Source organism: Pseudoalteromonas sp. SR41-7 (assembly GCF_014163935.1).
Lineage (GTDB): Bacteria > Pseudomonadota > Gammaproteobacteria > Enterobacterales > Alteromonadaceae > Pseudoalteromonas > Pseudoalteromonas distincta.
Map to the genome: position 1 here is coordinate 71,427 of NZ_JACJEF010000019.1, position 20,058 is coordinate 91,484.

Here is a 20,058-nt window from a genome sequence, read left to right on the forward strand (position 1 = left end):
AAGGCCGCATTTATGCGGCCTTTATGTGTAATAAACTGTATAAAACTTCATAGCGTTTCTACATATTCCCCACAGCTTTTTACGCTAATATTTTATGTTCTCTTATAAAGTTACCTTACTGGTATTTAGTTTATAAGGAAGAGTATGAAACCATTAATTATAGGGGCGATAGCATTAAGCCTCAGTGCTTGTTCTGCGGTAACCATTCAGCCACGGGCAACAGCAAAAATAACGAGCCAAGCTAATTACGAAGATAGCCGCCCATTTTATTTATGGGGATTAGTGGGTGAGCAGCGGGTAGACGTAAAACAAATATGTTCAAATACACCGGTTATTCAAATGCAGTCACAGCAAACGTTTAGTGATGGAGCGCTGAGTTTAATTACGCTTGGAATATACTCGCCTCATACCATTAAAGTGTGGTGCCAAGAGCAAGTACTAGGGGAGGCATTATGAGCATCAAGCTATTTGCAGCCGGTTGCACACTGATTATTTTAACGGGGTGTACAAATATTTACTTTGATAACGGTATGCAGAGCAAAGTAAGCAATAAAACGCTAAAAAGCTCACAGTGGCATCATAATTTTGCACTTGCGTTGTACGAGGGATCAGAGCCGTTAGATTTAACAAAACATTGCCCACAAGGGGAGTGGCAAAGCGTTCATACGTATAAATCGTTTACTAATGGTTTAGCTGAGGTGGTTGTGAATCAAATTGGCCCAGCTTGGTACCCTAAAACAGTAGAAGTACAATGTAATAAGGTACCATTTAAAGCTAAATAATTATTTAAAATAGTTATTCGTAACGCAGTGCATCTATAGGGTTTAGTCTTGCTGCTTTAATAGCAGGGGCTAAACCAAATATAATCCCAATCATTGATGTAAATCCGAACGATAGTATTACAGCCCATACTGGTATATATGCATCAGGCATACTTGGGACTAAAAACGAAATAAGCCCTGCGGCGCCATATCCTATAATGAGTCCTATTAAACCACCAAAAAGTGAAAGCACAACGGCTTCAACTAAAAACTGCAACATAATAAAACCAGGTGTTGCGCCTAGTGCTTTTAATGTACCAATAACACGTGTGCGTTCAGTTACCGACACTAGCATTATGTTCATAACACCAATACCGCCAACAAGTAAGCTAATGCCAACAATACCAGCAGTAATAGCTGTAGCACTGCTGGTAAATTTATCTATTTGGGCACGAGATTTTTCAGCGGTTTCAAATTCAAAGTCGTTTTCATCTTTCTCTTTTAGTTTATGCAGTTGGCGCAATACACGAGTTATTTTTGCAAGCACTTGTTCTTCGTTAGTACCTTCATTTAACCTAAACATAATTTGCACATTAGTTTGTGTACTTCCGCCTTCTAAAGCACTCATGGTACTAATTGGAATATTAATGTAATCGTCTTGGTCAAAACCAAATAAGCTACCTTGTTTTTCAGCAACGCCAATAATTCTAAACCATTCACCACCTAGCTTTATATATTCACCTACTGGGTTTTCAGGAAGGTTTAGCTTTTCTATGATTGAAGGGCCGATAAATGCGACCCTTCTTCGTTTATCATCGTCCTCAGCACGAATAAAACGACCAAGTTCAGGATAAGTACGATACGCTTTTTGATAGTCTTGCTCGGTACCGATAACACGCGATGAATGGCTTTTATTTCCATACTCAGCTCCCCCCGAAAAGCGCCAGGTAAACATTAGGGCAGTTAGCGTTTCAGCTTCTTTTATACGCGACTTTAAAGCTAAAAAATCGTCGTAGGTAAGCTTGGCATTTTTACCAACCATTTCGAGTTCAATACTGGTGTAAGGCTTTATTGTTGTTACATCTGGCGACATATCAGCAAGTTGATCGTTTATTTGCTTTGTAAAACCCTGCATCACTGCAACGACAGTAACTACGGCGGCAACACCAATAATAATGCCCAAACAGGTCAGTGCGCTGCGCATTGCATTAGCTTTAATAGCTGAAAAAGCGGCCTTAGTGCCTTCCATTATCGCAAGAGCTGATTTAAACATGCTGCTTGATTCCTTCATCTTTAGTTACATCACTTACCACTTTACCGTCCACTAAACGAATCACGCGTTGGCAATGATCGGCAATTTCTTGCTCATGTGTTACTAAAATAATAGTGTGACCTTCGTTATGCAGCTCATCAAACAAATCCATAATTTCGCGGGTCGTTTTACTATCAAGATTACCTGTGGGTTCATCTCCTAATAATATATGTGGTTTTGTGACTAAAGCGCGGGCAATAGCAACACGTTGACGTTGCCCGCCCGATAGCTGGCTAGATAAATGATTAACTTTATCACCGAGACCTACCCGCTTTAGTGCTTCTAGAGCTTGTTGCTTGCGCTGTTTGCTAGGGATAAAGCGATATACTAAAGGCTGCATTACATTTTCTAGTGCGGTTGCACGTGGTATTAAGTTAAAGCTTTGAAATATAAACCCGACACTTTCATTACGCTGATGAGCAAGCTCTGTCTCGGTCATACTTTTTACTAGTTTATCTTTTAAGTAGTATTCGCCACTGCTGGGTGTATCTAAACAGCCTAATAAGTTCATCAAGGTCGACTTGCCTGAACCAGAAGGTCCTATAATCGCCACGTATTCGTTTTGCATTATATGTACGTTTACATCATCAAGTGCCCTAAATACCTCTGAGCCCATTTTGTATTGTTTATTAATATGCTCTAGCTTGATTACCGCAGACATTAGGCTTCTTCCTTGTCTGCATCTGATTTAAGTTTTACCACATCACCTTCAGTCAGAAGACTTACTGGGCGCGCAGGGCCAATAACTATTTTGTCGCCCTCATTTAAGCCGTCAGTAATGGCTTGCTCTATATCAGATGATATTCCAACAGTTACGGCAATTTTGCTAACGGTGTTATCACTATTTAGTCGCCATACAAATGTTTTATCGTCTTCTTTTTGGATTGCTTCTATTGGAAGTTTTAAACCGTTTTCGGCAATGCTTGTTGCGATCTCTGCTCTACAACTCATTCCTGCATATAGCTGGCGCTCAGTAGTATCGAGTAATACTTTTACTTTAAACGATAAACCTTGAGAGCCGGCTTGGTTTTTAGCTGAAGTACCAATATTGATTACTGTGCCGCTAAATGGTTTATTAGGGTATGCGGCCGCATAAATATTCGCTTTTTGGTTAAGCTTAATGCTCGCAATGTCGGTTTCATCCACACGTAGCTCGGCTAAGATAGCGCTAGGATCGGCTACTAGCATTAAATCAGAGCCAATAATATTAGTAGTACCGGCTATAACGGTTTCACCTTCTTTAATATTTACAGATGCAAGCAAGCCGCTCATTGGAGCTCTAAATACACTTTTACTTAAGCGATCTTGCGCAATTTGTAGTGACGCTTGTGCTTGGTTGTACGACTCTATTCGTGATTCAATATCGATTTTAGCTAGATCGCGTGCGCTTTCAATGTTCTCGTAGCTCTCTTGATTACCTAAACCGACATCATATAAGTCTTTTTGTCTTTTAAGTTGGCGCTCTAGGTTAGCAAGGCGTGTTTTATTGTGTTTAATTTCAATTTCTGTGGCGCGAAGGATTGCTTTACTACGGGAAACTTCTGATTCAAAAGCAGTTGTATCAAGGCGCATTAACATATCGCCTTGTTTAACTCCTTGGCCTTCTTGAACAAATATTTTATCTACTCGGCCTGTCACTTCAGAGCGTAATTGCACTTGTGTATTAAAAACTAAATTACCTGAAGCCATTATTGAGTCAGCAATGTCGCCAAGCTCTACTTGAGCAATATTTACTTCGGCTTGTTTTTCATCGCCAGAAATTTGCTTTGACACAATTAGGGCTATAAATGCGCCTACAGCGAGTGTGATGATTATTGCTTTTTTCATTTTATCTATCCGTGAATTAAGTAATGTGGAGCTAGTATCTACCTCCACTTAAGAGTTAACTTGCTGCAATGATTGCCCAAATACCAAAAATAATAATTGAAGGAAGAGCAGAGAATAGGAGTGCTTTGTTAGTTGAAAAATTAGTCCAGCATTTTAAGCCGATCATTCCCAGCGCAATGCTCCAAAAGCTAAATAAGTTTATTGATTCTAATAAGCTATAAAAAGGATGGCCAATTTCAAGTCCTATTATTAATTGGTTAATAGATGCATAGCTAAATACGGCTTGTTGAGATATTTGATCTGTACTTGCACTTAGTACAAGAGCAATTGTTCCTAGGCTTGAAATAACAACTGGCATCATTGTCCAGGTAGCGAATCCATACCAAGCTCCGTAGCTATGTTCTGATTCAGGATCTTGTTTAGCCACAAGCATATAATAAAGTGCCATTAATGCATTCATGATAGCCAGCGCAATTACGCCGCCAAACAAACCAAACCATATTTGGCCTTCTGCATTTTGCTCTATACTTTGGCGAATCATTTTTTGCTCGCCAATCGTCGCATCAATAGTTGATGCTGCTACTTGCTCATTAATCAAAAACTGCATATCAACAGTGGAATAAAAAATATAAATACTCGCCATTGAAACGAAAGACATGACTATAAAAGCAAGCCATGACCAACCTTTGGCGTGTTCAACACCATTGAAAGCTTTACTAGGACTTATATAAATATCGAGTAGGGCGCTAAACGCGTTAGGTGATTTCATTATTATTCCTTTATACCTATTTTATGGCTAGGCAGTTATAAATGCCCAGTGACTAGGTAATAGAATAAAGGAAAATGTATGTATTGTTTTCATTCAATTGTAACGGTTTGTTAACAGATGTAAGGGGTCTTGTTCAAAAACAAGAAAAGGGCCAAAAGGCCCTTCGTGTTGCAGCAAGTAACACATTCTTTCTTATAAATTAAAGTCTACAGAATAAGCAACGTAAGCTTTAATATCTGAGTCATCCATATCTGTATCAGATAAACCAAAAGTGAACCCATCTTTCGAAATTGATACACCGTAATCTAAGATATTATCATCGCCAATAAAGTCACCTGAGTAGTGGCCTAAGTGAAGTGCCATTTCAGTGCCGTTACTGCCAACAGCAAAACCGTAGTCAGCTGTCAGGTAAAGTGAATCACCAAAGTCTGTACCATCACCACTTGCAGCTGATGTTGCAAGTACTGAAGCACCAAATGTAAAGCCTTCAACACTGATGCTACCGTAAATTTCAGAGAAATCTGCGTCAGCTTCAGAAGCTGCATCTGGGTAAGCGTAATAAATATAGCCAACATCATAGCTAACGCTTTCGTTAATGTCGCCACCAAAGCCTGCATATAAATCAAGCTCATAGGTCATTTCATCTGCCCACGATGCATTTGAAGCCCAAGTACCTGCATAAAAGCCCGATTCATTAGCGTAATCAATACCGCCTGAAATAGCTGCATCGCCCCCAGTTTGCTCTTGACCACGCCATAAGTAGTTTGATGTTGCCGCTGCGTTTGCTGTTACTTCAGCATGTACGGCTGTTGACGTTAAAGATGTTGCGCCCATTAATGCTATAGCACTTATAGCGATGGTTTTTTTTAGTTTTAGCATGTCCATTTCCCGTTATATGATTTTTGCTCGCCAAGGTTTTTATTATGTATTCGGAACCTTTAGGCTGACGGCTTTTTATTGTTTAACTAACGGGATAATTGCACTGTATGTGCCAGCTTCATTATTTTTTATTAAAAATTATTTTTATACATTAAAAACATGGGCTTGTGATTTATAGATTGAGAAGAGAAATGGTATATAGGAAGATGTTGCGCACACTGCTGGTGCATAAATTAACCTAGCCGCACCATAAAAGTACGGCTAAATTAGAAGTTTTTAGCCGAATATAGTGCGCATAAGGCTAATTGTTTCGTTTACACTACGACCTTTTTGAACTTCACTCACAATTGAATCGCGCTTACTGCGAATGTGCTCAGGAATATCGTCAGCAGCAAGTGCGCGGTCTACTAAAATTTCTGCAGACTCTTTACCTCTACGCTGAGTTTTACCTGTCGTAGTTGTAGTTCGTTTAGGCTTACTTAACAGTTTGATGTAGTTAGAGTTATCTGGTGTTTTTGCATCAGCATAGTGAAAGAAACATGGGATTAGTGCTTTAATAGCAACTAATTGTTCTTCTAACTCATTACTAGGTTTAGCCATTTTGTACCATGACATAGCTTGAATACCTTTTACAATATCTTGCCAGTAACGCTCAAAATCACTATTTTTTAGTTTAGAAACACCAAGGGCACCGCATAATGCATCTAATCGATTGTTTGTGATCGGAGTAAATATATCAGGGCGACGCATTGCAAGCAGTCGTGTTGCAGGCGCAAGTGTTGGTTTTTCATTATTGTCGGTGAATATTTTTGAATAAGCAGCAACAAATTGTTGATATTCGTATTGAGTAATGTCACCTTCAAGTGGAATATTTACTAGTGCATCGTCAAAGGCACCTGGTAAATCGCCAAGCATTTGATGAAAACTCTTCGCACTTTTTGTTGATGCAAACCATTCAACGTCAAAGTTGTATGTGCTTGGATCAAGTGATGCCATGTGCTTACCGCTAAACGCAAGTAAATCTTCAGGAATCATATCTTTAAGAGATTGTTCACGAATGCTTTTAATGTAGTCTACTAAGCGAAGCTGTTCATCAAGAGCAATAACGTCTTTGTGTTGTTCTACAAATACACTTACTACAGGCCACGGAGCAATACGTAAAGTTTTAACCTGTAAAAAGCTGATAGCTGAAATAAGCTGATCGTGTAGCTTCTTAAGTACTGGTAATTGCTGCGGCTCTAGTAAATCGTAGTTCATACGATCTCTGCTTGCACTTAGCAATTCGTAACACCAAGGTAAAAAATCATCAGGGTGGTTTTCTACTTTCACGGCCATAAGGTTAAGGCTTAATTCTGAAGATTGCTTCAGAATGTTCTGATAGATTTGATTTTCTTGTTCGCCTAGCGTCATTTTTGACGGTGAAATTAGCAGTTTTTTCATGCCTTGTAGAATCTCCGGTTTAGATATATATTTTTTTGCTGGTCTATTTTAGCGCAATTACGTTAATAACAACAGCGCTGTCCTCCATACGTTGTAATTGAAGTAGCTAAATCGGTGTTTTTGCTAATAGAATGAGACTAACGCTTTAACATGTATCAATCATTTTTATCTAGTACAAAGAGACTTTCAACTGAGGTATTAAAATGCTTTGCTATTTTTAGAGCAATTATTACCGAAGGGGTAAATCGTGCCGTTTCTACTGTACTAATAGTCTTACGTGAAACCGCAATTAGATCAGCCAAGTCTTGTTGAGAAAGGCCTGCTTCTTTGCGGTATTTTGCAATTTTATTTTGCACTTTTGCTCCTAATCTTTGCTTTGCCAAAGAATTGATACGCCGTATATTAAACTCATTACAGCAAGGTAAAATGTAGCCATCATGCTGTGAGATACTTCTAAAGCAAGAGTATCGGAGAGTAAGTACACGCCACCCATACTAAAAAGTAAGCCAAGCACGACATGTTTATAGGCAATAGTGTCGATGGTATTTAAATACTCATCTTTATATGTAAGGTGGTATTTCATTCTCCATGTAAACCCGCCTCTGATCACAAACATAAAGAATGAACCTAAAAAAGCAGCAGTTCCTAAAAACAATAGTGGGGCTGATGTTTGATTAAGCATTGGGTAAACACTAATGATTAATAAAGTGACCCCCATGAATAATGAAAACCATGCATTTTGGCCCATAAATTTTTCTTCTCTTTTAATATCGTAATTAGACATAGCTCATTTCCTTTTAAAATTTTTACAATATGTAACCTGTAGGTATCAATGCAACCTTAAGGTTTCATTGGGTCAATATTTATTTGTAACCTAAAGGTATCAAAATGTTTCAGGGGCGATTCAGGATGGGAATGTAATATCTAATAAAAAGCTTTTTTATCAGAACGACAATGATTTTAAGGCTAACACTCGCTATGATAAGAACATTATTTGCACGTTTGAAAGGACGATCATGAAAACCTTACTTAAAATTGTAGGTGTAATACTTTTACTATGTATAGCACTAATTGTTGCCGCACCGTTTTTAATCCCTACTGATACTATTTTTAACAAAGTTTCAGAACAGGTAGAACAAACAACTGGGCGCACTCTTACTATTAAAGGTGATAAAACACTTAGCGTATTCCCTGCATTAAAGTTAGAACTTAACGACGTGCATTTTGCAAATATGGAATCAGGTTCGCGCGCCGATATGGCGAGTATGAAACAGCTTGCTGTACACATACCTTGGTTTTCATTATTTGGTGGTGAGTTTAAATTAGATAAGTTTGTTATAAACGAACCAAATATTCTATTAGAAACCGACAAAAATGGTAAAGCCAATTGGCAGTTGTTTGATGCAGTTGCAGAGCAACCAAAAGAGCAGAGCCAATCAGGTGAAGCGATAAAGCTTCCAGATAACTTTGATATTGAGTTAGGTGAGGTTGCTATTTATGGCGGCACATTTACTTATCTAGATGGTCAAACAGGTGCCAAACAACAAATTAGCGATTTAGAACTCGCTATTTTACTTCCTTCACTTCGTAAAACATTAGAAGTAAAAGGGGGTATTACTTATATGCAAGAGCGTTTTGATCTTGATATAAAATTAGATACTCCTGCTAAAGCAATTGAAGGTGCTACTTTTAATGTTAAACAAACCTTAGATTCTCGTTTAGTTGATTTAACGTTCGAAGGGAGCATAGCTAAGCAAGGCCAAGATATTAAGGGTCAGTTAGCACTAAGCGGTGAGTCTGTTAAAAGTATTGCGAAATGGCAAGGTGTAGAGCTAGACGCTAAAGACAATGCATTTAACGGATTTAGTGTAAACGGTAAAATGCACCTACTAGGTGAGAAATTTAATCTAGAAGATTTAGTTGCGACGTTAGACGCATTAGAAATAAAAGGTAAGAGCGAGCTTAACCTAGGTAAGCGTTTAGCAGTAAATGCTGATATTGATTTAGGTATGCTTGACTTAAACCCGTATCTACCTGAAGCAGTGGCCAAACAAGAAGAGCCAGAAGAGCAAGAAGATAAACCTGCAGAGCCAATAGTATGGGATGACACTAAAATTGATTTAAGTGCATTAAATTCACTAGATGCAAATGTAGTGATTCGTTCAAGTGGATTAAAAGCCAATGATATTAAATTAGGCGCAAATCAATTTACTGTTGCTTTAAAAAATAGCGTTGCAAAACTAAGCCTAGATAGCTTTTCTGCTTATGAAGGGTCAGGTAAAGGCGTTATCAATGTAAACGCACAGCAAGTACCTTATAAAATATCAACTAACTTTGACTTAGCTGGAATAGATGCACAGCCTTTATTAACGGATGCGGCAGGTTTTGACAAGCTAATGGGTAAGGGGTCTTTAAATTGGAACCTAAACACAACTGGCCAAAGTCAAAAGTCGTTTATTGGTGCGCTTAATGGAAAGCTTGGATTTGAGTTTGCTGATGGAGCTGTAAAAGGTGCAAATATAGCTGAGATGGTTCGTAAAGGTAAGGAACTCATTTCAGGTAACTTTGGTGCTGCATCTGAAGGGCTTGATACCGGATTTGAAGAATCTGAGCAAACAGATTTTTCAGCATTAACTGGAAGTTTTAACTTTACTAATGGCGTTGGCAAAAATACCGACCTATCACTTATCAGCCCACTTATTAGAATATCAGGTGAAGGCGACGTTGATTTACCGCAAACAACGGTCAACTATCGTTTGGTTACAGGTATAGTTGGATCTATCGAAGGTCAGGGAACTACCGATGACAGCACTGGCTTTAAAATACCACTACGTATAAAAGGGCCTTTCCACGATGTAGGTATAAAGCTAGATGTTGGTGATGCGCTCAAAGATGAAGCTAAGCAGAAGGTCGATGAGGCAAAAGAAAAAGCCAAAGACAAAGCAAAAGATAAAATTAAAGATAAATTAAAAGGTTTATTCGGTTAATTTATTACACTTTAAACAAACAAGGCACATTACAGGAGCCTTGTTTGTTTTGTAACCATCTGTAAAATAGCTACATAGCCGTAATTACTCAGCTTTAATTTCCCATCACTCCAAATTAATTAAAAAATAACCTATCGCTACCCCCTCAATGCTGGTACAATTGCCCGCCCTTAAGAGACAACTCGTTTGTTTTTGAGTGGGATTTAATCGAAATGTCTTGATTTTAAACAAATTTAAGACACGTTGTAATTACTACACCGGAGGTCATTAACATGATCCAAATGCAAACTCAGCTGGAAGTTGCTGATAACAGCGGCGCTCGCAAAGTGCAGTGTATAAAAGTCCTTGGTGGTTCTCACCGTCGCTACGCAGCGATTGGCGACATCATTAAAGTTTCTGTAAAAGAAGCTATTCCTCGCGGTAAAGTGAAGAAAGGTGATGTTAAAAACGCGGTAGTTGTGCGTACCAGAAAAGGTGTTCGCCGTCCAGATGGTTCTCTGATCCGTTTTGACAGCAACGCTGCTGTTATCTTAAATGATAACTTACAGCCAATTGGTACACGTATTTTCGGCCCTGTGACTCGCGAACTTCGTAATGATAAGTTCATGAAAATCGTTTCACTAGCCCCAGAAGTACTGTAAGGAGCCAATCATGGCAGCAAAAATACGTCGTGATGACGAAGTAATCGTACTAGCAGGTAAAGACAAAGGTAAGCGCGGAAAAGTGCTTTCAGTTGTTACTGAATCTGGTCGAATCTTTGTCGAAGGCATAAACTTGATCAAGAAACACCAAAAGCCGGTTCCACAATTGAACCAAGCTGGCGGCATTGTTGAGAAAGAAGCATCTATGGATGCATCAAACGTTGCGATCTTCAACTCGGAAACGAGTAAAGCTGATCGTGTAGGTTTCAAGATTGAAGATGGTAAGAAATTACGTATCTTTAAATCTACTGGTAAAACTATCTAATAGTTGGAGTAGAATGATGGCGAAACTGCATGAAGTATATAAAGACAAAGTAGTTGCTGAACTTCAAGAGAAGTTTGGTTTCAGCTCTGTCATGCAAGTCCCTCAGATCGAAAAGATCACATTGAATATGGGCGTGGGCGAAGCCCTAGCTGACAAGAAGATTTTAGATAACGCAGTAGCGGATCTAGCAGCAATCTCTGGTCAGAAACCTTTAATCACTAAAGCACGCAAATCTGTTGCTGGCTTTAAAGTGCGTGAAGGCTACCCGATTGGTTGTAAAGTAACCCTACGCGGCGAGCGTATGTGGGACTTTTTTGAGCGTTTGGTATCAATCGCTATCCCACGTATTCGTGACTTCCGTGGCGTAAGTGCAAAGTCTTTTGATGGACGTGGCAACTACAGCATGGGCGTACGTGAACAAATCATCTTCCCAGAAATCGATTACGATAAAGTAGACCGTGTACGCGGTATGGATATTACTATCACTACTTCTGCGAAATCTGATGAGGAAGGCCGTGCGTTGTTAGAAGCGTTTAACTTCCCATTTAAGAAATAAGGGTAGGGTTATGGCAAAGAATTCTATGAAAGCGCGCGAAGCAAAGCGCACAAAACTAGTTGCTCAGTACGCTGAAAAGCGCGCTGCACTAAAAGCTATCATCAGTGATGTTAACACATCTGAAGATGATCGTTGGGACGCGGTACTTAAGCTACAAGCTTTACCACGTGATTCTAGCCCTGCACGTCAACGTAATCGTTGTAACATTACGGGCCGCCCACATGGTTTCCTTCGCAAATTCGGCATGAGCCGTATTAAAGTTCGCGAAGCAGCTATGCGCGGTGAAATTCCTGGCCTTAAAAAGGCTAGCTGGTAATAGAATCATGGGAGTAAGACTATGAGCTTGCAAGATCCTATCGCGGATTTGTTCACACGAATTCGTAACGGTCAATCAGCGAAGAAAGTATCTGTAACGATGCCAACTTCAAAGCTGAAAGTAGCATTAGCTAAAGTACTAAAAGACGAAGGTTATATCGTAGATTTCGCTGTTAACGGCGAAACTAAACCTGAGCTTTCTATCGAGTTGAAGTACTTCGAAGGCAAAGCTGTAATTGAAAATATCCAGCGTGTAAGTCGCCCTGGTTTACGTATCTATAAGAAACGTGACCAATTACCTAAGGTAATGGGTGGTCTTGGTATCGCTATCGTATCAACTTCTAAAGGCCTAATGACAGACCGCGCAGCACGTAGTGCTGGTGTTGGTGGTGAAATCATTGGTTTTGTAGCTTAATCGGAGGGGAACTATGTCTCGCATAGCAAAGGCACCAATTACTGTTCCTGCCGGTGTAGAAGTTACATTAAAAGGCCAGGAAATCACAGTTAAAGGCAAAAACGGTGAACTTACTCGTACAATCAACAACGCTGTTGAAGTACAAGTAAATGACAACGTTATTACTACTTTACCTCGTGATGGCGTAGCTAATGCATGGGCTCAAGCAGGTACTGCTCGCGCTCTAATCAACAACATGGTTGTTGGTACGCATGAAGGTTACGAGAAGAAACTTCAGTTAGTAGGCGTGGGTTACCGTGCTGCAGCGAAGGGTAAAACATTAGATTTAACTCTTGGCTTCTCACACCCAGTTAATTTCGCAGTTCCTGAAGGAATTACGATTGAAACTCCAAGCCAAACAGAAGTTCTAGTTAAGGGCGTAGACAAGCAGTTAGTTGGTCAAACAGCTGCTAACATTCGTGCATACCGTAAACCTGAGCCTTATAAAGGTAAGGGTGTTCGTTATTCAGATGAGAATGTACGCCGTAAAGAGGCTAAGAAGAAGTAAGGTAAGACGATGGATAAAAAAACAGCTCGTCTACGTCGTGCTAAACGCACTCGTAGAAATTATATTGAACAAGGCACAACGCGTCTTGTTATCCACCGCACGCCACGTCACATATACGCTCAAGTTGTAAATGCTGAGGGTAATGTACTGGCTGCTGCTTCTACTGTTGAAAAGGCTATTAGCGAAACAGTTAAAGGCACCGGTAACGTTGAAGCTGCGCAAGCAGTTGGCAAAGCGGTTGCTGAACGTGCGGCTGACAAAGGCATCGAAAAGATTGCTTTTGATCGCAGTGGCTTTAAATATCACGGCCGTGTGAAGGCGCTAGCTGATGCTGCGCGTGAAGCCGGTTTGCAATTCTAGGAGTAGACTATGGCTAACGTAGAAGCAAAGCAACAACAGCCTGATCTAGCTGAAAAGCTAATCGCGGTGAACCGTGTGTCTAAAGTAGTTAAAGGTGGTCGTATCTTTAGCTTTACTGCACTAACTGTAGTTGGTGACGGCGCAGGTAAAGTAGGTTTTGGTTATGGTAAAGCACGTGAAGTTCCAGCTGCTATTCAAAAAGCAATGGAAAAAGCACGTCGCAACATGATCAATGTAGACCTAAATGGCAATACATTACAGCATCCTGTTAAGGGACGTCATGCTGGCTCACTAGTGTTCATGAAACCAGCCTCTGAAGGTACTGGTATCATCGCAGGTGGTGCTATGCGTGCAGTACTAGAAGTGACTGGTGTTCAGAACGTACTTTCTAAATGTTACGGTTCTACTAACCCAATCAACGTAGTACGTGCAACGATTTCGGCTCTTGAGAATATGAATTCTCCACAGTCAATCGCTGCAAAACGTGGCCTTCGCGTAGACGAAATACTGGGGTAACCATGGCAAATCAAACTGTAAAAGTAACACAAGTAAAAAGCTCTATCGGTCGTTTACCGAAACATAAAGCTACATTACGCGGTCTTGGTTTACGTCGTATCAACCACACTGTTGAGTTAGAAGACACAGCATGTGTACGTGGTATGATAAACAAGGTTTCTTACATGGTTAAGGTAGAGGGTTAATTCGATGCATTTGAATACACTTTCACCTGCTGCAGGTTCAAAAACTGCTCCAAAACGTGTTGGTCGTGGTATCGGTTCTGGTCTAGGTAAGACTGGTGGTCGTGGTCACAAAGGTCAAAAATCACGTTCTGGCGGCAAAGTACGCGTTGGTTTTGAAGGCGGTCAAATGCCTATGCAACGTCGTCTACCTAAATTTGGTTTTACTTCTCGCAAATCTTTAGTATCTGCAGAAATAAACCTTTTTGAAATCGCTAAAGTTGAAGGCGATGTGGTAGACCTAAGCGCGTTACAAGCAGCTGGTCTAGTTAAAAAGAACGTTCTTTTCGTTAAAGTTGTTAAATCTGGCGAAGTTTCACGCGCTGTTACCGTTAAAGGCCTTAAAGCCTCTAAAGGTGCTCGCGAAGCTATTGAAGCTGCCGGAGGCAAGGTAGAAGACTAAGGAAGTACTAATGGCTAAACCAGGTCAAGATACAAAAAGTGCACAAGGTGGACTTTCGGAATTGAAGCGCCGATTACTCTTCGTATTGGGTGCTATCATAATTTACCGTCTAGGTTCATTTGTGCCGATCCCTGGGATTGACGCCGCTGTACTTGCCGATTTCTTCGAGCAACAAAAGGGCACCATTGTTGAAATGTTCAACATGTTCAGTGGTGGTGCACTTGAGCGAGCTTCAGTGTTAGCACTGGGTATTATGCCGTATATCTCGGCTTCGATTATTACGCAACTATTAACGCATATGTATCCTCCGTTTATAGAGCTTAAGAAAGAAGGTGAGCAAGGGCGTAAAAAAATTAGCCAGTACACACGCTATGGCACGCTTGTGCTAGCTACTATTCAATCAATCGGTATTGCTACTAGCTTACCGGGCATGATGGAGGGGTTAGTTGTTAACCCTGGTATGGGTTTCTATTTCACCGCAGTGGTGAGTTTAGTTACTGGTACTATGTTCCTTATGTGGTTGGGTGAACAAATAACAGAGCGTGGTATCGGTAACGGTATCTCTGTTCTAATATTTGTTGGTATTGTAGCTAACTTGCCGTCTGCTATTGGTTCGACAGTCGAAATGGCGCGCCAAGGTGATTTGAATGTTTTTGTACTGTTGATGGTTGCGGTAATCGTATTCGCTGTTACTTATCTTGTAGTGTTTTTCGAACGTGGACAACGTCGTATTGTTGTTAACTACGCTAAACGCCAACAAGGTCGTCAAGTATTTGCTGCCCAAAGCACGCATTTACCACTAAAAGTAAATATGGCGGGTGTTATTCCACCAATCTTCGCTAGCAGTATAATTCTGTTCCCTGGTACAATTGCTAGCTGGTTCGGCCAAGGTGAAGGTCCAGTCGCTGATGTATTACAAGCTGTTGCTACTACGTTGACTCCAGGTCAACCGTTGTACTCGCTTGTTTTAGCTGCGGCCATTATCTTCTTCTGCTTTTTCTACACAGCGTTGGTTTTTAACCCACGTGAAACAGCAGATAACCTTAAGAAATCTGGCGCATTTATCCCAGGTATTCGTCCAGGTGAGCAGACATCTAAATACATTGATAAAGTGATGACACGCCTGACATTGGCAGGTGCTTTGTATATAACCTTTATCTGTCTGGTGCCTGAATTCATGACGATGGCGTGGCAAACGCCATTCTACTTCGGCGGTACATCAGTTTTGATTATCGTTGTAGTAATCATGGACTTTATGGCACAAGTACAGACTCACCTGATGTCTCATCAGTATGATTCTGTGCTGAAAAAAGCGAACCTTAAAGGCTACGGTCGATAAGGTCAGTTTACGGAGTTGAGCAATGAAAGTACGTGCTTCCGTTAAGAAAATATGCCGTAACTGTAAAGTTATTAAACGTGCTGGTGTAGTACGCGTAATTTGCAGTGAGCCTAAGCATAAGCAAAGGCAAGGCTAAGTAAACAGTCGTGCAGGCTGAGTTTTCTCGGCCTGTGTTTTTAGTAGTGATTTGGTCTTCGTTTGAGTATCCTTACGGGCTTTTCAAACTTTTGATTACCAAATTCGAATATAGGAGATGTGTTAGTGGCCCGTATTGCTGGCATTAACGTCCCTGATCATAAACATGCAGTTATTGGTTTAACAGCTATTTATGGCATAGGTAAGACTCGCTCTAAGGCTATCTTAGAAGCGACTGGTATCGCCGAAACCACAAAAATCGGTGAACTTTCAGACGAAATTCTTGACGTACTGCGTGATGCAGTTGGCAAGTACACTGTTGAAGGTGATCTTCGTCGTGAAGTTACTTTAAATATCAAGCGCCTAATGGACCTTGGTTGTTATCGTGGCCTACGTCACCGTCGCTCTTTACCACTACGTGGTCAAAGAACTAAGACTAACGCGCGCACCCGTAAGGGTCCTCGTAAGCCTATTAAGCGATAAGGGGATAGTATTATGGCTAAGACACCAATTCGTCGTAAAAAGGTTAAAAAACAAGTTGCTGATGGTATGGCTCATGTTCATGCGTCTTTCAACAACACTATTGTAACGATTACCGACCGTCAAGGTAATGCACTATCATGGGCTACTGCCGGTGGTTCAGGTTTCCGTGGTTCACGTAAATCTACACCATTTGCTGCTCAGGTTGCTGCAGAGCGTGCAGGTACTGCTGCTCAAGAATACGGTTTAAAAAATCTAGAAGTTTTCATTAAAGGTCCAGGTCCAGGTCGTGAATCTGCTGTACGTGCTTTGAATGCTGCTGGTTACCGTATTACCAACATTACTGACGTGACGCCAATACCACATAATGGTTGTCGTCCACCGAAGAAACGTCGCGTTTAACAATAGGTTAGGAGAAATAACATGGCAAGATATTTGGGCCCTAAGCTCAAGCTGAGTCGTCGTGAAGGTACTGACCTGTTCCTTAAGAGCGGCGTAAGAGCTATCGACTCTAAGTGTAAACTTGAGACTGCACCTGGTCAGCACGGCGCTCGTAAAGGTCGCTTATCTGATTACGGTTTACAATTACGTGAAAAGCAAAAAGTACGTCGTATCTACGGTGTATTAGAAAAGCAATTCCGTAACTACTACAAAGAAGCTGCTCGCCTTAAAGGCAACACAGGTGAAAACTTGTTACAGCTTTTAGAGCAACGTTTAGACAATGTTGTATATCGCATGGGTTTTGCTAGCACACGTGCAGAAGCACGTCAGTTAGTAAGCCATAAAGCGATTTTAGTTAATGGTCGTGTTGTGAACATTCCTTCATACGTAATTACTCCAGAAGATACTGTTGTAATCCGTGAGAAGTCTAAGACGCAAGCACGTATCATCGCTGCTCTAGAGTTGGCTGAGCAACGTGAAAAGCCGACTTGGGTTGAAGTTGACGGTAAGAAATTGGAAGGCAGCTTTAAGCGTCTACCTGAGCGTTCAGACCTGTCTGCGGACATTAATGAACAACTAATCGTCGAACTTTACTCTAAGTAAAGTTAAGAGTTAAGAGAGGATAAAATGCAGGGTTCTGTTACAGAATTTCTAAAACCAAGGTTAGTCGACATCGACGCTATCAACCCAACGCGTTCTAAAATAGTTTTAGAACCATTAGAGCGTGGCTTTGGCCATACTCTGGGTAATGCTTTACGCCGTATATTACTTTCATCTATGCCTGGATGTGCAGTAACTGAAGTTGAAATCGACGGTGTATTACATGAGTACAGCGCGAAAGAAGGCGTTCAAGAAGACATCATTGAAATACTATTAAACCTTAAAGGTTTAGCAGTAACGTTAGAAGGCAAAGATGAAGTTTTTCTGACCCTGACTAAATCTGGTGTAGGCCCTGTTACTGCGGCTGATATTCAGCACGATGGCGATGTAACAATTGCTAATCCAGATCACGTTATTTGTAATTTAACTACAAATAACAGCGAGATCAGCATGCGTATTCGTGTTGAACGTGGTCGTGGTTATGTGCCGGCATCTAGTCGTTTATCCTCTGATGACGATGAGCGTCCAATTGGTAGATTGTTGCTTGATGCATCATTTAGCCCAGTTGAACGTATTGCGTACTCGGTTGAATCAGCTCGAGTTGAGCAACGTACAGATTTAGACAAGTTAATCATTGATATGGAAACAAACGGCACTTTAGATCCAGAAGAAGCGATCCGCCGTGCGTCTACTATCTTAGCTGAGCAATTAGATGCATTCGTAGATTTACGTGATGTAACTGAGCCAGAAGAGAAAGAAGAGAAGCCAGAATTCGATCCTATTCTACTTCGTCCAGTTGATGATCTTGAATTAACAGTACGCTCAGCAAATTGTTTGAAAGCCGAGCAAATTCAATATATCGGTGATTTAGTTCAGCGCACTGAAGTTGAGCTTCTTAAAACGCCTAATCTAGGTAAGAAGTCTCTAACTGAAATTAAAGACGTGCTAGCTTCACGTGGACTTTCTCTAGGTATGCGCCTAGAAAATTGGCCACCTGCAAGCTTAGCTGAATAATCTAAATCACTATATTAGTTTAGTTAGAAGGATAGGGTCATGCGCCATCGTAAGAGTGGTCGTCAATTAAACCGTAACAGTAGCCATCGTAAAGCGATGTTTAGCAATATGGCAGGTTCTTTGGTGAAACATGAAATCATCAAAACTACTTTGCCAAAAGCGAAAGAGTTACGTCGTGTAATTGAACCTTTAATCACACTGGCTAAGACTGACAGTGTAGCAAATCGCCGTTTAGCGTTTGCTCGCACGCGTGATAATGAAGTTGTTGGTAAATTATTCAGTGAAATCGGTCCACGTAACGCGGATCGTCCAGGTGGTTACACTCGTATTCTTAAGTGTGGCTTCCGTACTGGTGATAATGCACCAATGGCTTATATTGAACTAGTTGGTCGCCCAGCGACTAGCGAAGCAGTTCAAGAAGACGCACAGTCTGCAGAGTAAGTCTTAAAGAAACCTAAAAGCCGAGCTTATGCTCGGCTTTTTCTTGCCTAAAATTTGTCAAACTATATGAACCAGTAATTACCTTCTATTATGTGTATCGACTCATAGATTCTGAATCGATAGGTTGTTTTGACTGCTGTTTTAATAACTTAGCCTAGTTACCTTTACTTACTATTCATCCAAAATAGCCTATCCGGTTTTAGTTAAAGAGTATTTTCACTTTATATAGTGATTTACAGTTATTAATAATAGTACTTCGAATTTAACTACCATTAAGCAATCCCTAACGAAGTTTTTATTGATTAGAGCTGATCAGAAGATATATGGGGTCGTTCTCTTATCTATATACCGGTACTAAGAACCTCATAGTAAAGCTAACCATTGGGGCCTTAGTAAACTCACTTCTCAAATAAAAATATAGCCCAATGAATTTAAATCTCAGCTTTTGACTATTTCAAATGATTTTAGTAACACGACTCTTAACTTATTGGTTGGCTTTTTCAGCATTGATGATCCAAATATGTCTCTACTGATCACTAGTTACCATAACTTTGACTTTAAATAGCTCTATAAACCTCTCAATACAGGTGGTTTAGTTGTGTTTTTGAGCGTTTAGCTCAAATACTCAGCGAACAACACATTATTTCAAGTTTTCTTCAAAAAAGGGTTGATCTGTTTTCGGATCTCCCTATAATGCGACCCCACTGAGACGGGAAACGCCAACGCATAGCGAGGCACGAACAACTCAGGGTGTTAAGTAAAACTTAGATTGAATCTTTTTAGAAAGTTTAAATTTAAGTGTTGACAAAAAAACAGGAAAGCGTAATATGCGCAGCCCTAGCGAGATAAAGTTCAACTTTATAATCGCAACGTTCTTTAACAATATAAAGCAATCATCTGTGTGGGCACTCGTACAGATTGAGTTCTAACAGCCAAGCTACTTAGGTAGCGAGGCAAACAAATTAGAGTCTCAATTGAAACTGAGTGACCATATGTTATTAAAAGATACAGCCTTGAGCTGTTTTGATTTCACTTTTTTAAAAGTGAAAATAATAACGCACAGTCAATTCGTTTTTGGCAACAAAAACAAAAATTCAGAATTCATTGAGCTGTCGAAAGACATAAAACTTTTTAATTGAAGAGTTTGATCATGGCTCAGATTGAACGCTGGCGGCAGGCCTAACACATGCAAGTCGAGCGGTAACAGAGAGTAGCTTGCTACTTTGCTGACGAGCGGCGGACGGGTGAGTAATGCTTGGGAACATGCCTTGAGGTGGGGGACAACAGTTGGAAACGACTGCTAATACCGCATAATGTCTACGGACCAAAGGGGG

At 40.5% G+C, this 20,058-nt stretch carries 28 protein-coding genes and 1 rRNA gene; 21 read left to right on the forward strand and 8 right to left on the reverse strand.

The window, feature by feature from the left end; all coding sequences use genetic code 11:
* Positions 1 to 144: 144 nt before the first annotated feature.
* Both H5092_RS18770 and H5092_RS18775 read left to right on the forward strand, forming a co-directional pair.
* Positions 145 to 456 (forward strand): Bor family protein, encoded by a 312-nt coding sequence (locus H5092_RS18770; protein WP_182693249.1) that lies wholly within the window; start codon positions 145 to 147, stop codon positions 454 to 456.
* The gene (locus H5092_RS18775) at positions 453 to 782 is read left to right on the forward strand and encodes a Bor/Iss family lipoprotein (protein ID WP_039490488.1); all 330 of its coding nucleotides are present in this window, start codon (positions 453 to 455) and stop codon (positions 780 to 782) included. The genes H5092_RS18770 and H5092_RS18775 overlap by 4 nt, the downstream gene beginning before the upstream one ends.
* Positions 783 to 795: 13 nt before the next feature.
* Here the strand turns inward: H5092_RS18775 and H5092_RS18780 are convergent, their stop codons facing one another.
* The 8 genes from H5092_RS18780 to H5092_RS18815 form a co-directional block, all read right to left on the reverse strand.
* Entirely contained in the window at positions 796 to 2,034 is a 1,239-nt protein-coding gene (locus H5092_RS18780; RefSeq protein ID WP_039490486.1) for an ABC transporter permease, read from the reverse strand.
* On the reverse strand, positions 2,027 to 2,734 hold the full coding sequence (locus H5092_RS18785) for an ABC transporter ATP-binding protein (protein ID WP_182734570.1): 708 nt from the start codon (positions 2,732 to 2,734) through the stop codon (positions 2,027 to 2,029). Before H5092_RS18785 ends, H5092_RS18780 begins: the two co-directional genes overlap by 8 nt.
* Entirely contained in the window at positions 2,734 to 3,900 is a 1,167-nt protein-coding gene (locus H5092_RS18790; RefSeq protein ID WP_182693252.1) for an efflux RND transporter periplasmic adaptor subunit, read from the reverse strand. Before H5092_RS18790 ends, H5092_RS18785 begins: the two co-directional genes overlap by 1 nt.
* Positions 3,901 to 3,955: 55 nt before the next feature.
* Positions 3,956 to 4,669, reverse strand: a complete 714-nt coding sequence (locus H5092_RS18795; protein WP_182734572.1) for a YIP1 family protein — start codon at positions 4,667 to 4,669, stop codon at positions 3,956 to 3,958.
* A gap of 192 nt (positions 4,670 to 4,861) precedes the next feature.
* A complete protein-coding gene (locus tag H5092_RS18800) occupies positions 4,862 to 5,548 on the reverse strand; it encodes a TorF family putative porin (protein WP_024591363.1) in 687 nt (228 codons plus the stop codon).
* Between the two features lie 276 nt (positions 5,549 to 5,824).
* On the reverse strand, positions 5,825 to 6,988 hold the full coding sequence (locus H5092_RS18805) for a hypothetical protein (RefSeq protein ID WP_024606326.1): 1,164 nt from the start codon (positions 6,986 to 6,988) through the stop codon (positions 5,825 to 5,827).
* A gap of 155 nt (positions 6,989 to 7,143) precedes the next feature.
* Positions 7,144 to 7,344 (reverse strand): helix-turn-helix transcriptional regulator, encoded by a 201-nt coding sequence (locus H5092_RS18810; protein ID WP_002959505.1) that lies wholly within the window; start codon positions 7,342 to 7,344, stop codon positions 7,144 to 7,146.
* Between the two features lie 8 nt (positions 7,345 to 7,352).
* Complete coding sequence (locus H5092_RS18815) at positions 7,353 to 7,772, reverse strand: hypothetical protein (protein ID WP_182734574.1); 420 nt, start codon at positions 7,770 to 7,772, stop codon at positions 7,353 to 7,355.
* A 232-nt stretch (positions 7,773 to 8,004) separates the two neighbouring features.
* On the opposite strand from H5092_RS18815, the gene H5092_RS18820 reads away from it, so the two are divergent.
* From H5092_RS18820 to H5092_RS18910, 19 genes are all read left to right on the forward strand, one after another.
* Complete coding sequence (locus H5092_RS18820) at positions 8,005 to 9,975, forward strand: AsmA family protein (RefSeq protein ID WP_165744187.1); 1,971 nt, start codon at positions 8,005 to 8,007, stop codon at positions 9,973 to 9,975.
* 272 nt (positions 9,976 to 10,247) lie between these two features.
* Entirely contained in the window at positions 10,248 to 10,616 is a 369-nt protein-coding gene (gene rplN, locus H5092_RS18825) for a 50S ribosomal protein L14 (protein ID WP_002959498.1), read from the forward strand.
* Between the two features lie 10 nt (positions 10,617 to 10,626).
* Complete coding sequence (rplX, locus tag H5092_RS18830) at positions 10,627 to 10,941, forward strand: 50S ribosomal protein L24 (RefSeq protein ID WP_002959496.1); 315 nt, start codon at positions 10,627 to 10,629, stop codon at positions 10,939 to 10,941.
* Positions 10,942 to 10,957: 16 nt separating this feature from the next.
* Entirely contained in the window at positions 10,958 to 11,497 is a 540-nt protein-coding gene (gene rplE / locus H5092_RS18835; RefSeq protein WP_010554915.1) for a 50S ribosomal protein L5, read from the forward strand.
* A 10-nt stretch (positions 11,498 to 11,507) separates the two neighbouring features.
* Positions 11,508 to 11,813 carry a 30S ribosomal protein S14 gene (rpsN, locus tag H5092_RS18840; RefSeq protein WP_006794245.1) on the forward strand — a complete coding sequence of 102 codons (306 nt, stop codon included), beginning with the start codon at positions 11,508 to 11,510 and terminating at the stop codon, positions 11,811 to 11,813.
* A gap of 21 nt (positions 11,814 to 11,834) precedes the next feature.
* On the forward strand, positions 11,835 to 12,227 hold the full coding sequence (gene rpsH / locus H5092_RS18845) for a 30S ribosomal protein S8 (protein ID WP_002959491.1): 393 nt from the start codon (positions 11,835 to 11,837) through the stop codon (positions 12,225 to 12,227).
* Between the two features lie 13 nt (positions 12,228 to 12,240).
* Positions 12,241 to 12,774 (forward strand): 50S ribosomal protein L6, encoded by a 534-nt coding sequence (rplF, locus tag H5092_RS18850; protein ID WP_002959488.1) that lies wholly within the window; start codon positions 12,241 to 12,243, stop codon positions 12,772 to 12,774.
* A gap of 9 nt (positions 12,775 to 12,783) precedes the next feature.
* On the forward strand, positions 12,784 to 13,134 hold the full coding sequence (gene rplR, locus H5092_RS18855) for a 50S ribosomal protein L18 (protein WP_002959486.1): 351 nt from the start codon (positions 12,784 to 12,786) through the stop codon (positions 13,132 to 13,134).
* A gap of 9 nt (positions 13,135 to 13,143) precedes the next feature.
* The gene (rpsE, locus tag H5092_RS18860; protein ID WP_002959485.1) at positions 13,144 to 13,650 is read left to right on the forward strand and encodes a 30S ribosomal protein S5; all 507 of its coding nucleotides are present in this window, start codon (positions 13,144 to 13,146) and stop codon (positions 13,648 to 13,650) included.
* Positions 13,651 to 13,652: 2 nt separating this feature from the next.
* Positions 13,653 to 13,835, forward strand: a complete 183-nt coding sequence (rpmD, locus tag H5092_RS18865) for a 50S ribosomal protein L30 (RefSeq protein WP_002959482.1) — start codon at positions 13,653 to 13,655, stop codon at positions 13,833 to 13,835.
* 4 nt (positions 13,836 to 13,839) lie between these two features.
* Entirely contained in the window at positions 13,840 to 14,274 is a 435-nt protein-coding gene (rplO, locus tag H5092_RS18870) for a 50S ribosomal protein L15 (RefSeq protein ID WP_002959480.1), read from the forward strand.
* Between the two features lie 10 nt (positions 14,275 to 14,284).
* A complete protein-coding gene (gene secY / locus H5092_RS18875) occupies positions 14,285 to 15,613 on the forward strand; it encodes a preprotein translocase subunit SecY (RefSeq protein ID WP_002959478.1) in 1,329 nt (442 codons plus the stop codon).
* A 22-nt stretch (positions 15,614 to 15,635) separates the two neighbouring features.
* Positions 15,636 to 15,749, forward strand: a complete 114-nt coding sequence (rpmJ, locus tag H5092_RS18880) for a 50S ribosomal protein L36 (RefSeq protein WP_002959476.1) — start codon at positions 15,636 to 15,638, stop codon at positions 15,747 to 15,749.
* A gap of 125 nt (positions 15,750 to 15,874) precedes the next feature.
* Positions 15,875 to 16,231 carry a 30S ribosomal protein S13 gene (gene rpsM, locus H5092_RS18885; protein WP_002959473.1) on the forward strand — a complete coding sequence of 119 codons (357 nt, stop codon included), beginning with the start codon at positions 15,875 to 15,877 and terminating at the stop codon, positions 16,229 to 16,231.
* 12 nt (positions 16,232 to 16,243) lie between these two features.
* Complete coding sequence (gene rpsK / locus H5092_RS18890; RefSeq protein WP_002959471.1) at positions 16,244 to 16,630, forward strand: 30S ribosomal protein S11; 387 nt, start codon at positions 16,244 to 16,246, stop codon at positions 16,628 to 16,630.
* A 21-nt stretch (positions 16,631 to 16,651) separates the two neighbouring features.
* Positions 16,652 to 17,272: a 30S ribosomal protein S4 gene (gene rpsD / locus H5092_RS18895; RefSeq protein WP_002959461.1), complete on the forward strand. Its 621-nt coding sequence runs from the start codon at positions 16,652 to 16,654 to the stop codon at positions 17,270 to 17,272.
* Between the two features lie 24 nt (positions 17,273 to 17,296).
* Positions 17,297 to 18,283, forward strand: a complete 987-nt coding sequence (locus H5092_RS18900; RefSeq protein WP_002959452.1) for a DNA-directed RNA polymerase subunit alpha — start codon at positions 17,297 to 17,299, stop codon at positions 18,281 to 18,283.
* Positions 18,284 to 18,322: 39 nt separating this feature from the next.
* Positions 18,323 to 18,724 carry a 50S ribosomal protein L17 gene (gene rplQ / locus H5092_RS18905; protein WP_002959450.1) on the forward strand — a complete coding sequence of 134 codons (402 nt, stop codon included), beginning with the start codon at positions 18,323 to 18,325 and terminating at the stop codon, positions 18,722 to 18,724.
* A 1,132-nt stretch (positions 18,725 to 19,856) separates the two neighbouring features.
* Positions 19,857 to 20,058: ribosomal RNA gene (locus H5092_RS18910) — 16S ribosomal RNA — on the forward strand; the annotation flags it as partial.